17 protein-coding genes are annotated in these 17,067 nt (G+C 62.8%); 7 read left to right on the top strand and 10 right to left on the bottom strand.

The features are described 5' to 3' along the window. Positions 1-122: 122 nt before the first annotated feature. From PQR42_RS07560 to PQR42_RS07545, 4 genes are all read right to left on the bottom strand, one after another. Positions 123-716: a hypothetical protein gene (locus PQR42_RS07560; protein ID WP_408383201.1), complete on the bottom strand. Its 594-nt coding sequence runs from the start codon at positions 714-716 to the stop codon at positions 123-125. A 139-nt stretch (positions 717-855) separates the two neighbouring features. Beyond that, on the bottom strand, positions 856-2,184 hold the full coding sequence (locus PQR42_RS07555) for a DUF3443 domain-containing protein (protein ID WP_408383203.1): 1,329 nt from the start codon (positions 2,182-2,184) through the stop codon (positions 856-858). A gap of 29 nt (positions 2,185-2,213) precedes the next feature. After that, complete coding sequence (locus PQR42_RS07550) at positions 2,214-2,720, bottom strand: DUF2844 domain-containing protein (protein WP_408383204.1); 507 nt, start codon at positions 2,718-2,720, stop codon at positions 2,214-2,216. A 158-nt stretch (positions 2,721-2,878) separates the two neighbouring features. Further along, positions 2,879-3,772 (bottom strand): LysR family transcriptional regulator, encoded by an 894-nt coding sequence (locus tag PQR42_RS07545; RefSeq protein ID WP_408383206.1) that lies wholly within the window; start codon positions 3,770-3,772, stop codon positions 2,879-2,881. 99 nt (positions 3,773-3,871) lie between these two features. Between PQR42_RS07545 and PQR42_RS07540 the strand changes: the two genes are divergently transcribed. Genes PQR42_RS07540 through PQR42_RS07530 form a run of 3 tightly spaced genes read left to right on the top strand, consistent with a single transcriptional unit; the run spans position 3,872 to position 6,876 of the window. After that, complete coding sequence (locus PQR42_RS07540; protein ID WP_408383208.1) at positions 3,872-5,176, top strand: CitMHS family transporter; 1,305 nt, start codon at positions 3,872-3,874, stop codon at positions 5,174-5,176. A 25-nt stretch (positions 5,177-5,201) separates the two neighbouring features. Then, on the top strand, positions 5,202-6,560 hold the full coding sequence (locus tag PQR42_RS07535; RefSeq protein WP_408383209.1) for an acyclic terpene utilization AtuA family protein: 1,359 nt from the start codon (positions 5,202-5,204) through the stop codon (positions 6,558-6,560). A 1-nt stretch (position 6,561) separates the two neighbouring features. After that, a complete protein-coding gene (locus PQR42_RS07530; RefSeq protein WP_408383211.1) occupies positions 6,562-6,876 on the top strand; it encodes an AtuA-related protein in 315 nt (104 codons plus the stop codon). Between the two features lie 25 nt (positions 6,877-6,901). On the opposite strand, the gene PQR42_RS07525 is transcribed toward PQR42_RS07530, so the two are convergent. Continuing rightward, complete coding sequence (locus PQR42_RS07525) at positions 6,902-7,330, bottom strand: substrate binding domain-containing protein (RefSeq protein ID WP_408383213.1); 429 nt, start codon at positions 7,328-7,330, stop codon at positions 6,902-6,904. Between PQR42_RS07525 and PQR42_RS07520 the strand changes: the two genes are divergently transcribed. Next, positions 7,315-7,683, top strand: coding sequence for an MFS transporter (locus tag PQR42_RS07520; protein ID WP_408383215.1), 369 nt, complete (start codon positions 7,315-7,317; stop codon positions 7,681-7,683). The genes PQR42_RS07525 and PQR42_RS07520 overlap by 16 nt on opposite strands. 230 nt (positions 7,684-7,913) lie before the next feature. After that, complete coding sequence (locus PQR42_RS07515) at positions 7,914-9,023, top strand: alkene reductase (RefSeq protein ID WP_408204479.1); 1,110 nt, start codon at positions 7,914-7,916, stop codon at positions 9,021-9,023. A 124-nt stretch (positions 9,024-9,147) separates the two neighbouring features. On the opposite strand, the gene PQR42_RS07510 is transcribed toward PQR42_RS07515, so the two are convergent. From PQR42_RS07510 to PQR42_RS07490, 5 genes are all read right to left on the bottom strand, one after another. Then, positions 9,148-10,164: a LysR family transcriptional regulator gene (locus PQR42_RS07510; RefSeq protein ID WP_408383216.1), complete on the bottom strand. Its 1,017-nt coding sequence runs from the start codon at positions 10,162-10,164 to the stop codon at positions 9,148-9,150. Between the two features lie 13 nt (positions 10,165-10,177). Next, complete coding sequence (locus tag PQR42_RS07505; protein ID WP_408204481.1) at positions 10,178-10,762, bottom strand: TetR/AcrR family transcriptional regulator; 585 nt, start codon at positions 10,760-10,762, stop codon at positions 10,178-10,180. Positions 10,763-10,840: 78 nt separating this feature from the next. After that, complete coding sequence (locus tag PQR42_RS07500) at positions 10,841-11,962, bottom strand: Gfo/Idh/MocA family protein (RefSeq protein WP_408383218.1); 1,122 nt, start codon at positions 11,960-11,962, stop codon at positions 10,841-10,843. An 81-nt stretch (positions 11,963-12,043) separates the two neighbouring features. After that, the gene (locus PQR42_RS07495) at positions 12,044-12,790 is read right to left on the bottom strand and encodes an SDR family oxidoreductase (RefSeq protein ID WP_408204483.1); all 747 of its coding nucleotides are present in this window, start codon (positions 12,788-12,790) and stop codon (positions 12,044-12,046) included. 258 nt (positions 12,791-13,048) lie between these two features. Further along, on the bottom strand, positions 13,049-13,759 hold the full coding sequence (locus PQR42_RS07490) for a FadR/GntR family transcriptional regulator (protein ID WP_408204484.1): 711 nt from the start codon (positions 13,757-13,759) through the stop codon (positions 13,049-13,051). Between the two features lie 425 nt (positions 13,760-14,184). Here PQR42_RS07490 and PQR42_RS07485 point away from each other — a divergent pair, with 425 nt between their 5' ends. Both PQR42_RS07485 and gudD read left to right on the top strand, forming a co-directional pair. Beyond that, a complete protein-coding gene (locus PQR42_RS07485; RefSeq protein ID WP_408204485.1) occupies positions 14,185-15,516 on the top strand; it encodes an MFS transporter in 1,332 nt (443 codons plus the stop codon). 132 nt (positions 15,517-15,648) lie between these two features. Beyond that, positions 15,649-16,998 carry a glucarate dehydratase gene (gudD, locus tag PQR42_RS07480; protein ID WP_408204486.1) on the top strand — a complete coding sequence of 450 codons (1,350 nt, stop codon included), beginning with the start codon at positions 15,649-15,651 and terminating at the stop codon, positions 16,996-16,998. The last annotated feature ends 69 nt before the right edge of the window (positions 16,999-17,067 follow it).

Raw genomic sequence — 17,067 nt, 5'->3', positions numbered from 1 at the left:
CCCATTGAGAGCACCAACTCTGGTCCCATGCAACAAGGTTGCCTTGGGGATTCGCTAGATTGCCAGCGTTGCGGGCGGGAGATCAACAGACCTACGAGTTTTTGCGTGCCGACAAGGCCCTGTCACTGCATACCGGACGACTCGTAACTCACATCCGAGACCACCCCATTCGGGTCGATAGTCACGATCAGATCACGCTTGGAGAACTTGAGATTGAACGCCGAACCGCTCGTCGTGTGGTACGCGTAGACGAGGGCTTGGCCATTCTTGTCCTGGATGATCGGATAGACAGCATAGCCAGCGGGTCTGCCCAGCAACGCAATGACCTGATCGCGAGTCGTCTTGCCTTTGACGATGGCCGAGCGCTTCGACGCGTCGAACGTACTCGCGTCATCCTTGAACGTGGAAACGAATACGTTCGATACCATCACGTCCTTCCAGAATCCCAGTTCCAGCGAGCGCGCTGGTATCACGCCGGTTTCGAGCGGCGTGCCGCCGGTAGATGCATATGCGTAAGACAGCAGCGTGACGCCTTCCTCATTCTTGGTGACGGTGCTCTGGCGGAACGGACTGCCGTACTTTGCTCGCGCGTCGGCCATAGTCGTTTTGCCATTTTGCAAAGCCGCATCATCGGGACGGACGAAGTTCGTGCCGGCGCAGCCACTCAGGATGCCGACGAGAGCGGCACTCAGGCAAATCATTGCAATCTTGTTCATAAAGTCCCCCGGGACAACGCAAAAAAGGCGTGCGGTCTGCACTGTTTTGATTGCTGTTCTATCAACGAGCTTCACATGTCCCGCGAACGGCGGATATCGACGGCATTCACGACAAACCACCGAGCGGGACCATCGACCCTCAGCTCGAAACGTAAGCCACATACGGCCCCGTACCACCCCCCGCCGACGCGCGGCCCGAAATGCCGTAATACACATGACGCCCGTAAAAGAACGGCAAACCGAGGTCAAACTGCCGGGTCATATAGATCCCGAGGTTGTTGAACGCGTTATTCCCCGATGCGCTCAGCGTCGCGCCGTTCGCGATATTGAAGCCGAGCGTCACGCTTGCCGGATTGGTCCCCGCCAACGTTGAGGTACGGCCCACGGTCGCGGACGGAATGTAGTATCCCGACGACGCGTCGCGCGCGATCGTCGCATCCGGAAAGAACAGCACTGTCGAGCCCGAATCGAAGAACGTCTGCGTGAATACCGTGCCGCCATAAGTCGACGTGAAGTCGCCATTCAGGTCGGTTCGGAAAAGCGGCGCGCCCGTGCCGTTCAGCACGTTATTGGCCTGCGTGTCGATGCCGAACACGAGCGTGCCTTGAGCCGTCGCGCTGCCGCTATCGGACACCTGCGCCATTTCCAGAATCACACCGTTGTTGTCCTGCGGGAATCGCGCGACCGGGTTGCTGATCTGTTTTGCGAGCGGCACCGAGGTGGCATTGCCGACATTGGTGTAATAGAACTGCGAGAGCGTCGTCAGGGCGCACTGCGAGCCGCAGTCCGTCGGGCTCACGCCGATGCCGAGAATACCGTTCGCGCCGAGATCGGCTGCGGTGGCCAGTTGCCGGCCCACCTGGCATTCGCTCGGCGCGGCAATGGTCAGCGCCGAATCGCCGATCACGTGGATCGGCACCGACGGGGCAATCTCGCTCGACAGCGCGATGTCCGCGAGATGCACCGAACCCCATGCATAGCCGCTGCCGAACAACGCGCATTCGGCGAGCGGCAGGCCGCTCGATTGATCCGTTTCGGCAGTGAGCGCGCTGAATGTGGAATTCGGGATCGCGGAGCGCACCAGACGCAGCCCGAACGACGCTGTATCGACGATCACGTTCGGGATCGTCGTGCAACTCGCGCTCGCGTTGGAGCCGGGGGCGCAGATCTTGACGCTGACCATCGGCTGGTTGTGAATGCCCGTTCCGCTTACGGTCACCGACATCGTGTTGCCGGCGCCGGCCGGCGTGGGCACGGCAGACGCGTCGACGGCGAGCACGTTGGGTGTCGAGTCGCTGATAAGGGGATTGGACGTCGTGTCACCCGGGGCCGCCGGCGCACTGGCGGCAGCCGGTGCATTAGCCGTCGAATTGCTGCTGGAGCCACCACCACCGCCGCCGCAGCCGGCAAGATTGAGCGCCAACCCGAGCCCGAGCGCCGCGGCAATAATCCTTGCGATTTTGCGCACTGTTGTTCTCTCTCTAATGATTTTATGAGTTACTTGATATCGTCAGCGCTCACACCTTGCGGCAGCGCTTGCGGTAAATAGGCGCGGCCCACGAACGCGCCCATATGGCCGCCGGTCTCCACGACCAGCGCCGACTGATGCACCACGGCGGGTCCGTAGCCGCCGCCTTGCGTGGCGTGAGCATCGGTGAGCGCCTGGACATAAGTGGGGAAGTAAGTGGCGAGCAGCGTCTTGAGCGGCGGCATGGTCGGGCCTTCCCAGCTCAACGCGAAGACCGTATTGCCCGCGCTGATGTACTCGCTCACCACGGTGCCGGATGGCAGCGTCGTCTGGCTCACGGTGTAATTCGCCGACGCCGCACTGCCGCTAGCGGCGAAGCGCGCCACCGCCGCGCTATTCTGGCTGGCCGCCCCTGCGCTCGTGCTGCTGGCCGTGATCGGATAGGTCGGCGCGCCGCCCAATGCGGCATATGCCGGAGCGGCCAGCGCGAACGACGCTGCGGTCACCGCGAGCATTCGAAATTGACTCATTATCATTTTTTCGTTTTCGAAGTTTTTGAAGAATACGCGCGAACGGTTTTTATCCTCGAGTTCGCGCGAAGCCGATATTAGCGCGAGCGTGTTTGATCAAATCAGACGATTAATGGTGATAATCGGGCTCTGTTTGAAAATGAAAGGTAAAGCGCATCCGCTGATCAATCCTCGCCGAGCTTCTCGATCAGCATTGCAACGAAAGTTTCCGTCACGGGCGGCATTGTCCGGCCGCGCTTCTTGATGAGGGCGATTGGGCGCGTGAACGCGGGATCGTCGACCGCGCGCACGATCAGTTCGGGCTCCGCCCGGACTTCGCGGGCTGATGCCGGCAGGATCGTCACGCCGAGTCCGGCGCGCACCATCGCGACCGCTGTCATCATGTAGGTCGGCTCGCACGCGATCTCCGGCGTGCAGCGAGCATTCGCAAAAGCGCTGTCGACCACCGCGCGCACGCTCGTGCCCTGGGCGGTCAGCACGAGCGGCGCGGCGGCGAGATCGGCGAGCGTGATGCGCCGCCGCCGGGCAAGCGCATGCCGCTTCGGAAACACGGCAACCAGCCGGTCGATGCCCGCATGCAGTACCTCGAAGGCGCCATCGTCGAGCTGGCCGCCGGTCAGCCCGATGTCGACCTCCTCATTGCGCACCAGCGTATTGACCATGCTGGCGACCACGTCGCGCACATGAAAGCTCACGCGCGGCACGGCCTTCTTGATGTCCTGCACCAACTCAGGCAACACGCTGGCCGCGAACGTGGGCAGGCAAGCGATCCGCACGGTGCCGCTCGCGCCTTCGCCGAGCGCGCGCGCGTCGATCAGCACATGCTCCATGTCATGCAGCGACTTCTGCAGGAGCGGCAGCAGTTCACGGCCGGTCGGCGTGAGCGCGACATTGCGGCTGTTGCGGTCAAAGAGGCGCAGGCCGACCGTTTCTTCGAGGCGGCGAATCTGCACCGTCAGCGCCGGTTGCGACAGATGCAGCCGCGTCGCCGCGCGCGTGAAGCTGCCCGTTTGCGCGACGGCGATAAACGCGCGGATGTCCCGAAGATTCAGATCCATGATGGTTTGTAATTGCTGCGATCAAATCATTTCAATTGATTTATAGCCGCTTCGAACTTACGCTGGATCGCAGTAAAAAACAATCTCGGAGACAAGCACATGCTGCCATTACTGGGGCTCGCTACCATCGTCGTGCTGCTCGGCGCGATTCTGTCGAAACGCATGTCGCCGCTGGTGGCGCTCATCATCGTGCCGATCGCGGCGTCGCTCATTGGCGGCTTCGGCTTTCAGACCAGCAAGTTCGTGATCGATGGCCTCAAGAGTCTCGCGCCGGTTGTCGGCATGTTCGTGTTCGCGATTCTTTACTTCGGCACCATCACCGACGCGGGCACGCTCGATCCGATCATCGACCGCATTCTGCGCGCGGTCGGCACGCGGCCCACGCGTATCGTGATGGGCACCACGCTGCTCGCGTTGCTGATCCATCTGGACGGCTCCGGCGCCGTCTGCTTTCTGGTCACGATTCCCGCCATGCTGCCGCTCTACGATCGCCTGAAGATGGACCGGCGCGTGCTGGCCGCAGCGGTTTCGATGGCGGCCGGCATCAACTTTCTGCCGTGGACGGGGCCGATGATTCGCGCCTCCGCCTCGCTGCATCTGCCGATTTCCGCTCTGTTCAATCCGCTGATTCCGGTGCAGGCGATCGGCCTCGTGTTCGTGTTCGGCATGGCGTTCTGGCTCGGGCGGCGCGAGGAAAAGCGCCTCGGCCTCACGGCCGCGAGCGGGTCGGTGCCGATGCCCAAACGTGAACTGACGCCCGAAGAACAGGCGCTGCGCCGGCCGAAGAACTTCTGGTTCAACATCGTGCTGACACTGGTGGTGCTCGGCACGATGGTCGTGATGGGCGAGAAGATTCCGCCGGCGATCATGTTCATGGTCGGCCTGTGCATCGCGCTGATGGTGAACTATCCGAACGTCGACATGCAGCGCAAACGGGTCGACGCGCATGCTCGCGCGGCCTTGATGATGGCCGGGATTCTGCTCGCGGCCGGCGTGTTCACCGGCGTGATGCAAGGCAGCGGCATGCTGAAGGCGATGGCGCAGTCGGCGGTCGGTTTCGTGCCGCCCGCGATGGCCAGTCATATTCCGGTCGCGCTCGGCTTGCTGTCGATGCCGCTCAGCATGTTGTTCGACCCCGACTCGTTCTATTTCGGCGTGCTGCCGGTGATCGCCGAAGTGGCCGGCCAACTCGGCGTGCCCGCCGTGCACGTCGGCCAGGCGGCGTTGCTCGGCCAGATGACCACTGGCTTTCCGGTTAGCCCGCTGACACCGGCCACTTTCCTCGTGGTCGGCCTGTGCGGCATCGATCTCGCCGATCATCAGAAATTCACGTTCCCCTTGCTGTTCGGCGCGTCGATCGTCATGACGATTGCCTGCGTCGCGCTGGGAATATTCTCACTGTGAGCTTCACTGAACGGATGTGACCAGCATGACAGCCACTCAATCTCAACGGACCGTGCGCATCGGCGCGGGCGCCGGTTATTCCGGCGACCGTATTGAACCCGCCGTCGAACTGGCGGAACACGGCGCGCTCGATTACCTCGTCTTCGAGTGCCTCGCGGAACGCACGATTGCGATCGCGCAGCAGGCGCGCAGCAAGGACCCCGAACTCGGCTACGACCCGTTGCTCGAAACGCGCATGAAGGCGGTGCTGCCGGCCGCGTTGGGCAACGGCGTGCGGATCATTTCGAACATGGGCGCGGCGAATCCGCTTGCGGCGGCGCGCAAGACCGCGGAGATCGCACGCTCGCTCGGCCTTGGCGACGTGAAGATCGCCGCGGTCACCGGCGACGAAGTGCTCGACGTCGTTCGCCAGGGCGATTTCTGCTTCGTGGAATCCGGCGAGCGTGTGGCCGACTACGAGGATCGGCTCGTGTCCGCGAACGCGTATCTCGGCGCGAGCGCGATTGTCGATGCGCTCGCGGCCGGCGCGCAGATCGTTTTGACCGGACGCGTGGCCGATCCGTCGCTGTTCGTCGCGCCGCTGATTCACGAATTCGGCTGGCGCATGGACGACTGGCAGACGCTCGGCCAGGCGACGGTGATCGGCCATCTGCTCGAATGCGCGGGGCAAATCACCGGCGGCTATTTCGCGGATCCGGGCTTCAAGGATGTTCCTGAACTGGCGAGGCTCGGATTCCCGATTGCCGAAGTCGGGCCGGACGGCGCGGTGGTCATCACCAAGCTCGCGCAAGCCGGCGGACGAGTCACGGAGGCGACCTGCAAGGAACAACTGCTGTACGAGATTCACGATCCGCAGCGCTATCTGCAACCGGACGTGGTCGCGGATTTTTCACAGGTGCGCGTCGCGCAGGAAGCGCCGGATCGCGTTCGCGTGAGCGGCGGACGAGGCACGTCGCGTACGGATACGCTGAAGGTGTCGGTTGCTTATTTCGATGGGTATATCGGGGAAGGGCAAATTTCCTATGGCGGTCCCGGTGCGTTGGCGCGCGCGCGGCTCGCACTGGATATCGTGCGGGAACGGCTCGTGTTGACCGGTGTGGAGACGCGTGAATTGCGCTTCGATCTGATCGGCGTGAACGCATTGCATGGCGAAACGGCGGCTGCCGATTATGCCGAGCCTTATGAAGTGCGTGCGCGAGTGGCGGGGCGCACGGCTTCGCTCGCGCAAGCGGTGCAGATCGGTAACGAGGTGGAGACGCTTTACACCAATGGTCCGGCGGGTGGGGGTGGCGTCACGAAGTCGGCGCGCGAAGTCGTCGCGGTGCAATCGGTTTTGCTGCCGCGCGAGTATGTGACGCCGGCGTTTTCGATGGTGGAGGCGTGAGATGAAATTACGTGAGCTGGCTCATTCGCGTACCGGCGACAAAGGCAATACGCTGAACATCTCGGTGATTTGCTATGACGCGTCGCACTACGATCATCTGCGAGCGGTCTTGACGCCGGAGCGCGTGAAGGCCCATCTCGGCGATGTCGTGCATGGCGACGTCGTGCGTCATGAACTGCCCGCGATTGCCGCGTTCAACTTCGTGCTCGGCAATGCGCTCGGCGGAGGCGTGACGCGTTCGCTTGCACTCGATGCGCACGGCAAGTCGCTGAGTTCGGCGTTGATGGATCTCGATGTCGAGGCGCCTGCCTCGTAGTGCGCTTATGCGTTTGCGGTCGCCTTCAGGCGTCCGCTTCTTCCCAAGGCGGCACCGGCTGCCACGCCTCAATCAACTCATCGATAAAACGCCGCACCTTCGGCGTCAGATGTCGGCGCGTCGGATAGATCGCGCGAATCGGCAGCGCCTCTGCTGCGAACGATTGCAGCAGCGGTTGCAAGCGGCCCTGGCGGATCTCGCTCGCAACCCGATAGTTGGGTAGATTGATGATGCCCACGCCATTCACCGCCGCGCCGATCAAAGCCTCGGCGCTGTCCATCTTCAACCTGCCGCCGGTTTCCACCACCTGTTGCTCGACGCCGGCTAAGAGCCACGGTTGCGGTCGTCCCAGGCTGACGAATTGCAGGCACTCATGGTGCGCGAGATCGAGCGGCGCGACTGGCGCGCCGCGTTTCGCCAGATAAGCCGGCGACCCTGTTGCTGCTGGCCGCATCGAACGTGATCTCGGCGCTTGCGCCGAGCTTCGCCGTGATGCTGGTGGGCCGCGCATTGCTGGGCGCGAGCCTCGGTGGGTTCTGGACCGTCGCGCTCGGCGCGATCCCCCTGAGCCTAAGCATCTGGATGCAATGGAGTTCGCCGGACCGCCCTGAAGCGGGGTCGTCGATGTTCGTCAGCACCGTGCAGACCTCGATCGCGCTCGGGTCGCTGGCGGGCGGCGCGGTGGTCGATCACCTCAGCATTGCCTCGACGATGCACTTCGGCGGTTTGCTCGCCGTGCTGAGCCTGCTCGTGATCATGACGTTCAGCACGCGTCACGCGAGCCTGAAGCACGTGCTCGACAAGTAGCCGGCGCTGTTGAAACACAGTTGCCGCGCCATCGAAACAATCGGTGATGGGTGTGCAGTCCAGCAGGCGCAAGGGTTTCGGCGCATTGCGGACTGCAGGCTCCCAAGTCTTCGGAGCCGTGGCCCGTTTTTCTTAACGACCCGCGCCTATAGATTGTCAATCAACGCCAGACAGCGCGCGCAGCGCTCGGCGGCGATCATTCACCGGATCATCTCGAGAAAGAAAACATCATGAGCAAGCTCTTTACGTCAGTCAAAGTAGGACCTTATGAATTCGCGCACCGCGTCGTGCTCGCACCGCTGACCCGCATGCGTGCCGAAGACGGCGCGCGCCCCGGGCGTCTGATGGCCGAGTATTACACGCAGCGCACCACTGCAGGCGCATTGCTGATCGGCGAGGCGACGATTGCCGCTGTTGAAGGCAACGGCTACCTCGGCGCGCCCGGCCTTTACGACGACAGCCAGATCGCCGGCTGGCGCGTAGTCACCGACGCGGTGCACGCGAAGGGCGGCAAGATCTTCCTGCAGCTCTATCACGCGGGACGTCAGTCGAACGCTGAGTTACAGCCGGAAGGACGCCGGCCGGTGGGCCCGTCGGAAGTGCTGCACGGCGGCGTCGCTTATACAAAAGCCGGCTGGATTCCGAACACGCCTAACCGCGCATTGGAGATCGATGAAATCGCCGGGATTGTGGAGAGTTTTCGCACGGCGGCTGAACGTGGCGTGAAGGCAGGCTTCGACGGCGTCGAATTGCACGCCGCGAATGGCTATCTGTTCGACCAGTTCCTGCAAGACGGCAGCAACAAGCGCACGGATGCCTATGGCGGTTCGTTCGAGAATCGCGCGCGCTTTCTGATGGAAGCCACCCGCGCGGTGATTTCCGTATGGGGCAGCAACAAGGTTGCCGTGCGTCTCGGACCGAGCGGATCGTGGGGCGATATGTCGGATAGCGATCCGGTCGGTCTCTTTAGCTACGTCGCGGCCGAACTGGCCAAGCTCGATCTCGCGTATCTGCATCTGATCGAGCCGCGCATCGCCGGCAATGTCGAAGATGAAAGCCGCAATCCGGATCCGGTTGCCGCGCAGACGATCCGCCAGCACTACGCGGGGACGATCATCGCCGCAGGTGGCTTCAAGGGCGATTCCGCCGAAGCGATCCTCGCCGATGGCGACGCCGATCTCGTTGCGTTCGGCCGCGATTTCATCGCCAATCCGGACCTGCCGGAACGGTTGCGCCGCAAGCTGCCGCTCAATACGTACGACCGGCCGACGTTCTTCGGCGGCACGGAAGTCGGCTACACGGACTATCCGTTTTACGAGGAAGAGGCGGTGAGCGCATAAGCTTGCTGATGGCACGAAGCGGATGTTGTGAAAGCCGGCGTGTTCAGTGCGTTGCTGAATACGCCGGCTTTTTCGTGCGGGGCGATACGCGTTGAAAAGTGCCGAAGGCCGACAGGCATCACACTCAAGCGCGGCCGGCGCCACGCGCCGCCGCAGCGGAAACCGGAAACAGATGCTCGCTCAAAAAATCGACGAAGACCCGCGCTTTAGGCGAGATCTGACGCCCGGACGGCCACAGCGCGCGAAACACGGTAGGTGTATCCGTGTACGGTTGCAGCACGGCAACCAGCGAGCCTCGCGCGAGCTGCGCGCGTATCGTGAAGTCGGGCACGCAGGCGAGGCCCAGGTCCTGTTCGGCAAGCATGGTCAAAGGCTCGACGGCGGTGGCGATGGCCGTCGTCGGAAGGTCGATGTCCAGCATCTCGCCATCGCGGATCAATGGCCAGCGGCGCAGTCTATTGGTGGTCGGAAAACGATGTTGAAGGCACGCGTGGTCGCGCAGTTGCTCTGGTTCGCCAGGCACGCCGCGCTGCGCGAAGTAAGCCGGCGAGCCGACGATCACATGCCGGTACGTGCCCATGGTGCGTGTGACGAGCGTGGAGTCGATCGCATCGCCGGTGCGGGTCACGACGTCGAAGCCTTCCTCGATCACATCGACCATGCGGTCGGAGAAGTCGATATCGAGCACGATGTCCGGGTACGTCTTCATGAAAGCGGCGATCACCGGCATCATCAGCGTGCTCACCATCGGCATGCTGACGCGCAGCAGTCCGCGCGGCGCGGCATTGGCGAGCGCCAGTTCGTTCTCGGCTGCCTCGATTTCGCCGATGATCCGCTGGCAGCGCGTCAGAAAGGTTGCGCCCTCGGGCGTCAACGCGATACTGCGCGTGCTGCGGTGAAAGAGGCGCACGCCGAGCCGTCCTTCGAGCCGCGAGATCGCCTTGCCGACCGCCGACGACGAAATGCCCAACTGGCGGCCCGCTTCAGTGAAGCTGCGGGTTTCGGCGGCGCGCACGAACACGTTGAGCGAGCCAAACCGGTCCATTGCGCCTAGCGAAGCGCCGCTCTCACCGTTGACGGTCTGCGCGGGTGCGCGCGCCGTAGCTGCGGCAGGACGACCTGGCTGATTGGGCTGCGTCATCGGAAGCTCCTTATCAGGCCCGCTGCAAAACGCTGGAAAACAGCACTTCCTTGAGATTGACGACCGGCGCCGGATCGCGCTGCGCTTTGGCGAGCAGAAACGCGCCTTGCATCGACGAGACGATGAAGGTGGCGAGTTGCTCGCAGTTCGTATCGGCTCGCACCTCGCGCGCCGCGACGGCGGCCCGCAGGCAATACAGAACGGACTTTTCGATTTCGGCGAAGATCGCATTGAGCCGCGAGCGGATCGCTTCGCTGTCGCCCGAGTCGGCGGCGAAGTTGCCCAGCAGGCAGCCATTGCGCGAATCGTTCTGGCTGATGAGGCGGATATGCACGTCGATGTATTTGCCGAGACGAAACAGCGGTTTCAGTTCGTCGTTGAGCAGCGTCTCGCGCATCTCGGCCTGTGCCCGCTCGAAATACAGTTCGATCACTTCGAGGCCGAATGCTTCTTTCGATGTGAAGTGGTTCGTGAACGAGCCATGCGGCACGCCCGCCGCTTTGACGATGTCCCGCACGCTCGCGCCGTTGAAGCCGAATTCGTGGATGACGCGCATGCCTTCGGCGATCAGCGTGTCTTTGTGTGAAGGTTTCGGCATGGTCGTAAGTTCTCTGGCAATACAGGCGCCCCGCATTGTGTCATGCACAAGTGCGGGGCAGCTGCTAGGTGGACCGCTTCAGTTCACTTCGATATGGCGGCCGCTGTCTGATGATTCTACGGCGGCGTCGAGCAGCTTGTGCAGACGGACTGCATGCTCGAACGTCGGCGCGGTGTGGCTGCCGGTGCGGACGTCGTCGGCGAAGGCGGCGTACAACTGGGCGAGCTCTAACACGGCGGAGGGCAGCTCGGACGGCGGCAGCCGGTCATACGACGCAGGCACTGGCAGCGTCGCGAGCGGCAGGTTGTTGCCATGCGCGCCTTCGATCACGTAGTCGTCGCCGACATTGCCGAACGCCGAGCGATTCGTGATACGCAGATCGCCTTCCGTACCCGTGATGTCGATCTGCACGCCCGAGCCGTTGCGCTTGCCGCCTTCGATATGCACCGACAACACCGCGCCGTCTGCCAGGCGGCCGGCGAGCACGAGTTGATCGGGCGTCGTGGTCGGCATGACTTCGCCTGTCTCCGCGATCGTCACCTGCTCAAACTGATTGATGCTGAGCGCGGCAATGCTGTGCGGCCAACCTGTCGCTTCGAGCAGCATGTCGAGGAAATGGCCTGCATAGATTGCGATCACGCTAGAGAAGTTTTCGGGCGGCACGGTCCAGCGCAGCGATTGCGAACGCAGCGCCTGGAAGTAATTCATGCTCACGTGAATGCGCACCGAGCGCAGCTTGCCGACATAACCTTGCGCGAGCAGATCGCGCACGTAGCGGTTGTGCGGCGCGAGCCGCCGTTGCAGCCCGACGACGTGACGCACATTGGCCTCACGCGCGAGGTCGACCAGTTCCTGCGAGGTGGCGACGCTCGGCGTCAACGGCCATTCGCAGTAGACGTCCTTGCCGGCCGCGATCGCGGCGCGCACACCTTCGGCGTGCTGCGGCGCCGTCGTCAGAACGATGACCAGATCGACTTCGGGGTGCTTGACCAGTGCGTCGAGTGAATCGACGACGTATTTGAAGCCGTAACGTTCGGCGACGCCTTGCGCCGCTTCGCGGCGCTGGCTGAACACAGCGGTCAGTTCGTACTGGGGCAGCAGGCTCAGCACGCGCACGTGCCCGTGTTGCGCCCAGTTGCCTACGCCGACGATACCGACGCGAATCGGCGCGACGCTGGATACTGCGGAATTTTGAGTCATGGAAACACCTGCGCGAGAGCGCGCAATGGAGCCGGCCGGAGACGCGACACCCTGTTTCCGGCCGGCTCAAACAACAATGGATTAGACGCCGGCGAACATGTCATTGAACTGCGTGACGAACGCGGCTTCGTTCGGGCCGGGGTTGTTGCGCAAGGGACGGGCGACTTCGACGATGGCTTCATCAGCGTCCGTGCCGAGTTCGTGCATGGTTTGTTCGATGAACGGCGCAAGCGGCATGGCGCGCGGTTCGTTCTTGCTGTCGAGCAAGTCGGTCTGCACCCACGGCGGCGCGATTTCGACGACGCGCACCGAAGTGTCCTTCAGCTTGTAGCGCAGCGATTGCGTGTACGAGTGGATCGCGGCCTTGGTCGACGAATAGACGCCGGCGATGGCCATCGGCACGAAGCCGAGTACCGACGACACGTTGATGATGGTCGCGTCGCCTTGTTGCTTCAGATGCTCGACGAGCGCGCCCGTCAGGCGGATCGGACCCATCAGGTTGGTGGTGAGCGTGGAGACGATCAGCGCGTCGTCGACCGGTTTGCTGAGGTCGTCGATCTGCATGATGCCGGCGTTGTTGATCAGCACGTTCAGCGACGGGTACTGCGCGATCAGTTGTTGCGAGACTGAGGCGATGCTCTGCGGGTCCGTGATGTCCAGTTCGACCGACTGCATGCCGGGGTTGGCGGCAATCGTTTCTTCGAGATTCGCCTTGCGGCGGCCGGCGATGATGACCTGATTGCCGAGCTTGTGGAACGCTTCAGCGAGTCCGCGGCCGATGCCCGATCCGCCGCCGGTGATGAAAATAGTGTTGCCTGTGAGTTTCATGATGGGTTTCTCAAAGTGGATTCAAGGTCCGCGTCGCTGTCGGCTTGGACAACAACTCGCGATGGGAGAAATATGGACGAACGTATTAAACCCATCAAGCGGCTGGACATGAATGCACTATTCCGCTGCGGCCAACAATACTGCACGGGCAGCGCGGCTTGCGGTCGCAGCGCCCCACCCGGCCTATACCTAAACCAGTACAGTTGTATTTTTTCAGAAGAAAGGAGGGCGGCGCGCAGCCGCCCGCTCGCTGGCGAATCAGTCGCCCGCTTTGCTCAGCTCGTGAGCGCGGCGCAGCCGTTCGCGGCTGTTGCTCAGATGCATGCGCATGGCGGCGCGCGCGTCGTCCGGGTCTTGCCGCTCGATCGCGCGATAGATCATCTGATGCTCGCTGAGCACATTGCGCAGATGCTCGATATGGTCGAGTTCCGCGATCTCCGCGGAGCCGAGGCGCGTGCGAGGACTCACCGCGCGGCCGAGTTGGCTGAGCACGTCGAAGAAATAGCGATTGCCGCTCGCGCGCGCGATCTGCAAATGAAACTCGATGTCGTGCGCGAGCGTATCGGTGCTGCCGCGCTCGAGTTCGGACTCGAAACGCTGCAGCGCGCCGCGGATCTGCTTGAGGTTCTGGTCGGTGCGCCGCGCCGCGGCGAGCGCGGCGGAGGCGGCTTCGACGTCGATACGGAATTCGATGATCGCCATCACATCCAGCATGCTGGAGAGATCGGCGGCGGGCAACTGCATGGATTTTTCCGTAGCGGGCGCCAGCACGAAGGTGCCGATGCCGTGACGCGTCTCGACCACCTTGGCCGCCTGCAGCCGCGAAATCGCCTCGCGCACCACGGAGCGGCTCACCGAGAGCTGCTTCATCATCGCGACTTCGGTGGGAATGCGGTCGCCCGGCCTCAGGGTGCCGCGGCGGATTTCATCGGAAAGGGTGGCCACCACCTTCTCAGTTAGGCTGCTCATTTCTGTGGCTGGTTGATTGTTCGGCTGGAAATGCACACGGCGCGCGTGCGATTTGCGGCGTGTGACGCCTCGGTATAGCCATCATAGCGTTTGTCCGGATAAGAACGATTTGATTCTCGCGTTTGCGATGGTTTGCGGAGATGAGGTTCCGCCTCCGCATGTTGGATGGAGAACGCAATGGTTTTAGTGTCATCAGACATCTTATTTCAGCTCTTGATATTCTTCTTCATGAGGTCTGATCGCCCCGTCAGCGCGGAGTTACAGACATGCTGGCAGGGTAAACACCGCATTGGAATTGCCCAGAAAAACACGGTAGACTGTCATCAGACAACGTATCACGCGTTTCGGGACGGAAGACCGGCCTGTTTGAATGCGCCGCGTTGCGCTCGATCAGGCCGCCTGAGCGGCCGAAACTGGAGACAATCTTGACGCCTGCTCTCACCACCGCCGCCGACCCGCTCGAATCAGCGGTCTCCAAGGTCAAGCGGCACGTGCTGCCGCTGTTTCTGATCATGTTCATCGCGAACTACATCGACCGCGTGAACATCGGCTTCGTCAATTCTCACATGCAGACGGACCTGGGCATCGGCGCCGCGGCGTACGGGCTGGGGAGCGGTTTGTTCTTTATCGGTTATGCGCTGTTCGAGGTGCCCTCGAACGTGTTGATGCAGAAGTACGGCGCGCGCGCGTGGCTCACCCGCATCATGGGCACGTGGGGACTGGTCGCGGCGGCGATGGCGTTCGTCTGGAACGACACCTCGTTCTACGTGCTGCGGTTCCTGCTCGGCGTCGCCGAGGCGGGCTTCTTTCCTGGCGTGGTTTTTTACTTCACGCAGTGGCTGCCGCAGAAGGAACGCGGCAAGGCGGTGGCGGTTTTTCTCGGCGGCTCCGCGCTCGCATCGGTGCTGTCCGGTCCGATCACCGGCAGCCTGCTGTCCATTCGCGGCTTCGGTTTGCACGGCTGGCAATGGATGTTTCTCATCGAAGGCGGCTTTTCGATCGTGCTGTGCGCGGTGAGCTGGACGCTGCTGAAGTCGCGTATTCGCGATGCCTCGTGGCTGACCGCTGAAGAGCAGCACGTGCTTCAGACGTCGATCGCGGCGGAACAGGCCGAGCGCGAGGCGCACGGCGGCGCGCATCTGCCGGCCATGAAGTTGCTAAAGGATCCGCAGATTCTGCTGTTCTGCTTCCTGTACTTCGCGATTCAACTGACCATCTACGCGGCCACCTTCTGGCTGCCCACGATCATCCGCAAAATGGGTGGCCTGTCCGACTTCGAAGTCGGCATGTTCAACGCGATTCCCTGGCTCATCGCCATGTTCGCGATGTACTGCTTCGCGTTGTTGTCGGCGAAATGGCGCTTCCAGCAGGCCTGGCTGGCTGTGGCGCTCGTCATTGCAGCGTGCGGGCTGTTCGCTTCGACTTCGGGCAATCCGGTGCTGTCGTTCGTGGCAATCTGTTTCTCGGCGATCGGCTTCAAGGCGGCGGCGTCGCTATTCTGGCCGATCCCGCAGGGTTATCTGGATGCACGCGTCGCCGCGGCGGTGATCGCGTTGATCAATTCGGTAGGCAACCTCGGCGGATTCTTCGCGCCGGCCGCGTTCGGTTATCTGCAGCAGCACACCGGTTCGATTACCGGCGGCCTGTACGGCCTAGCCGTGGCTTCGTTGATTGCGGCGGCGGCCGGCTTCCTGACTCGCAACCGGCGCGTCAACCACGACGCGCTGCCGGAATCGCTCCAGCATGAAGCTCACTGACTACACTGACTGACACAACCGCCAATCATGCGTCACGCACTTTTCAGTTTCCGTCCGGTGCCCGTGTCGAGCGCGATCGCACAGCGCCTTGATTTCCGCCGCCCGGCTCACTAACTCATCCGGTCCAACATCATGTCCACGAAACCTTCTGAATCGAACGCCACTCCGGTCGTCACTGAACTGCGTGTCGTGCCTGTTGCCGGCCGCGACAGCATGTTGCTCAATCTGAGCGGCGCGCATGGCCCGTTCTTCACGCGCAATATCGTCATTCTGCGCGACAGCGCGGGACACACCGGCGTCGGTGAAGTGCCGGGCGGCGAGAGCATCCGCAAGACCATCGACGACGCGCGTCCGCTCGTCGTCGGTCAGTCGATCGGCAATCTGCAAGCGGTCCTGAACAAGGCGCGCACGCAATTCGCCGACCGCGACGCCGGCGGCCGCGGTTTGCAGACCTTCGATCTGCGCACCACCATTCACGCGGTGACCGCGCTCGAAGCCGCGCTGCTCGATCTGCTCGGCCAGCATCTGGGCGTGCCCGTCGCCGCATTGCTCGGTGAAGGCCAGCAACGCGACGAAGTGGAAATGCTCGGCTATCTGTTCTATATCGGCGACCGTAATAAAACCGACCTGGAATACGCGAGCGGCGCCGATGGCCGCGACGACTGGGAGCGCGTGCGTACCGAAGAAGCGATGACGCCCGAGGCCGTCGTGCGTCTCGCTGAAGCCGCGCAGGCGCGCTACGGCTTCAACGACTTCAAGCTGAAGGGCGGCGTGCTGTCCGGCGACGCCGAGATCGAAGCCGTCACCGCGCTCGCCGAACGTTTCCCGAAGGCCCGCGTCACTCTCGATCCGAACGGCGCCTGGTCGCTGGCGGAAGCGGTGCGCCTGTGCCGCGACCAGCACGACGTGCTCGCCTACGCGGAAGATCCGTGCGGCGCCGAAAACGGCTATTCGGGCCGCGAGGTGATGGCCGAATTCCGCCGCGCGACCGGCTTGCCGACGGCGACCAACATGATCGCCACCGACTGGCGCCAGATGGGTCACGCGATCCAGTTGCAGTCCGTGGATATTCCGCTTGCCGATCCGCACTTCTGGACCATGCAAGGCTCGGTGCGCGTCGCGCAGATGTGCAATGACTGGGGCCTCACGTGGGGTTCGCACTCGAACAATCACTTCGACATTTCGCTCGCGATGTTCACGCACGTGGCGGCCGCCGCGCCCGGCAAGATCACCGCAATCGACACGCACTGGATCTGGCAGGACGGCCAGCGTCTGACGCGTGAGCCGCTGCAGATCGTCGGCGGCAAGGTCAAGGTGCCGCAGGCCGCGGGACTCGGTATCGAACTCGACATGGATGAGATCGAGAAGGCGCACGCGCTTTATCAGCAGCACGGCCTGGGCGCGCGCGACGACGGCGTGGCCATGCAATATCTGATTCCGAACTGGAAGTTCGATAACAAGCGCCCGTGCCTGGTGCGCTAAACCAACGATGATCCGGGCGGCGGCGCGGCTAACCGCGCGCGCTCGCCGTACTTGAAGCCTTAAACGCCA

Source organism: Paraburkholderia sediminicola, from assembly GCF_046027355.1.
GTDB classification, from domain to species: domain Bacteria; phylum Pseudomonadota; class Gammaproteobacteria; order Burkholderiales; family Burkholderiaceae; genus Paraburkholderia; species Paraburkholderia sediminicola_B.
Note: the sequence above shows the minus strand (reverse complement) of the source record. Positions and strands in the feature narration are given on the sequence as shown.

Coding starts and splice junctions, on each gene's coding strand:
- gudD (WP_408204486.1), top strand. CDS start 15,649: ATGTCCACGAAACCTTCTGAATCGAACGCCACTCCGGTCGTCACTGAA.
- PQR42_RS07510 (WP_408383216.1), bottom strand. CDS start 10,164: ATGACGCAGCCCAATCAGCCAGGTCGTCCTGCCGCAGCTACGGCGCGC.
- PQR42_RS07495 (WP_408204483.1), bottom strand. CDS start 12,790: ATGAAACTCACAGGCAACACTATTTTCATCACCGGCGGCGGATCGGGC.
- PQR42_RS07535 (WP_408383209.1), top strand. CDS start 5,202: ATGACAGCCACTCAATCTCAACGGACCGTGCGCATCGGCGCGGGCGCC.
- PQR42_RS07505 (WP_408204481.1), bottom strand. CDS start 10,762: ATGCCGAAACCTTCACACAAAGACACGCTGATCGCCGAAGGCATGCGC.
- PQR42_RS07525 (WP_408383213.1), bottom strand. CDS start 7,330: ATGCGGCCAGCAGCAACAGGGTCGCCGGCTTATCTGGCGAAACGCGGC.
- PQR42_RS07490 (WP_408204484.1), bottom strand. CDS start 13,759: ATGAGCAGCCTAACTGAGAAGGTGGTGGCCACCCTTTCCGATGAAATC.
- PQR42_RS07545 (WP_408383206.1), bottom strand. CDS start 3,772: ATGGATCTGAATCTTCGGGACATCCGCGCGTTTATCGCCGTCGCGCAA.
- PQR42_RS07500 (WP_408383218.1), bottom strand. CDS start 11,962: ATGACTCAAAATTCCGCAGTATCCAGCGTCGCGCCGATTCGCGTCGGT.
- PQR42_RS07515 (WP_408204479.1), top strand. CDS start 7,914: ATGAGCAAGCTCTTTACGTCAGTCAAAGTAGGACCTTATGAATTCGCG.
- PQR42_RS07560 (WP_408383201.1), bottom strand. CDS start 716: ATGAACAAGATTGCAATGATTTGCCTGAGTGCCGCTCTCGTCGGCATC.
- PQR42_RS07550 (WP_408383204.1), bottom strand. CDS start 2,720: ATGATAATGAGTCAATTTCGAATGCTCGCGGTGACCGCAGCGTCGTTC.
- PQR42_RS07540 (WP_408383208.1), top strand. CDS start 3,872: ATGCTGCCATTACTGGGGCTCGCTACCATCGTCGTGCTGCTCGGCGCG.
- PQR42_RS07530 (WP_408383211.1), top strand. CDS start 6,562: ATGAAATTACGTGAGCTGGCTCATTCGCGTACCGGCGACAAAGGCAAT.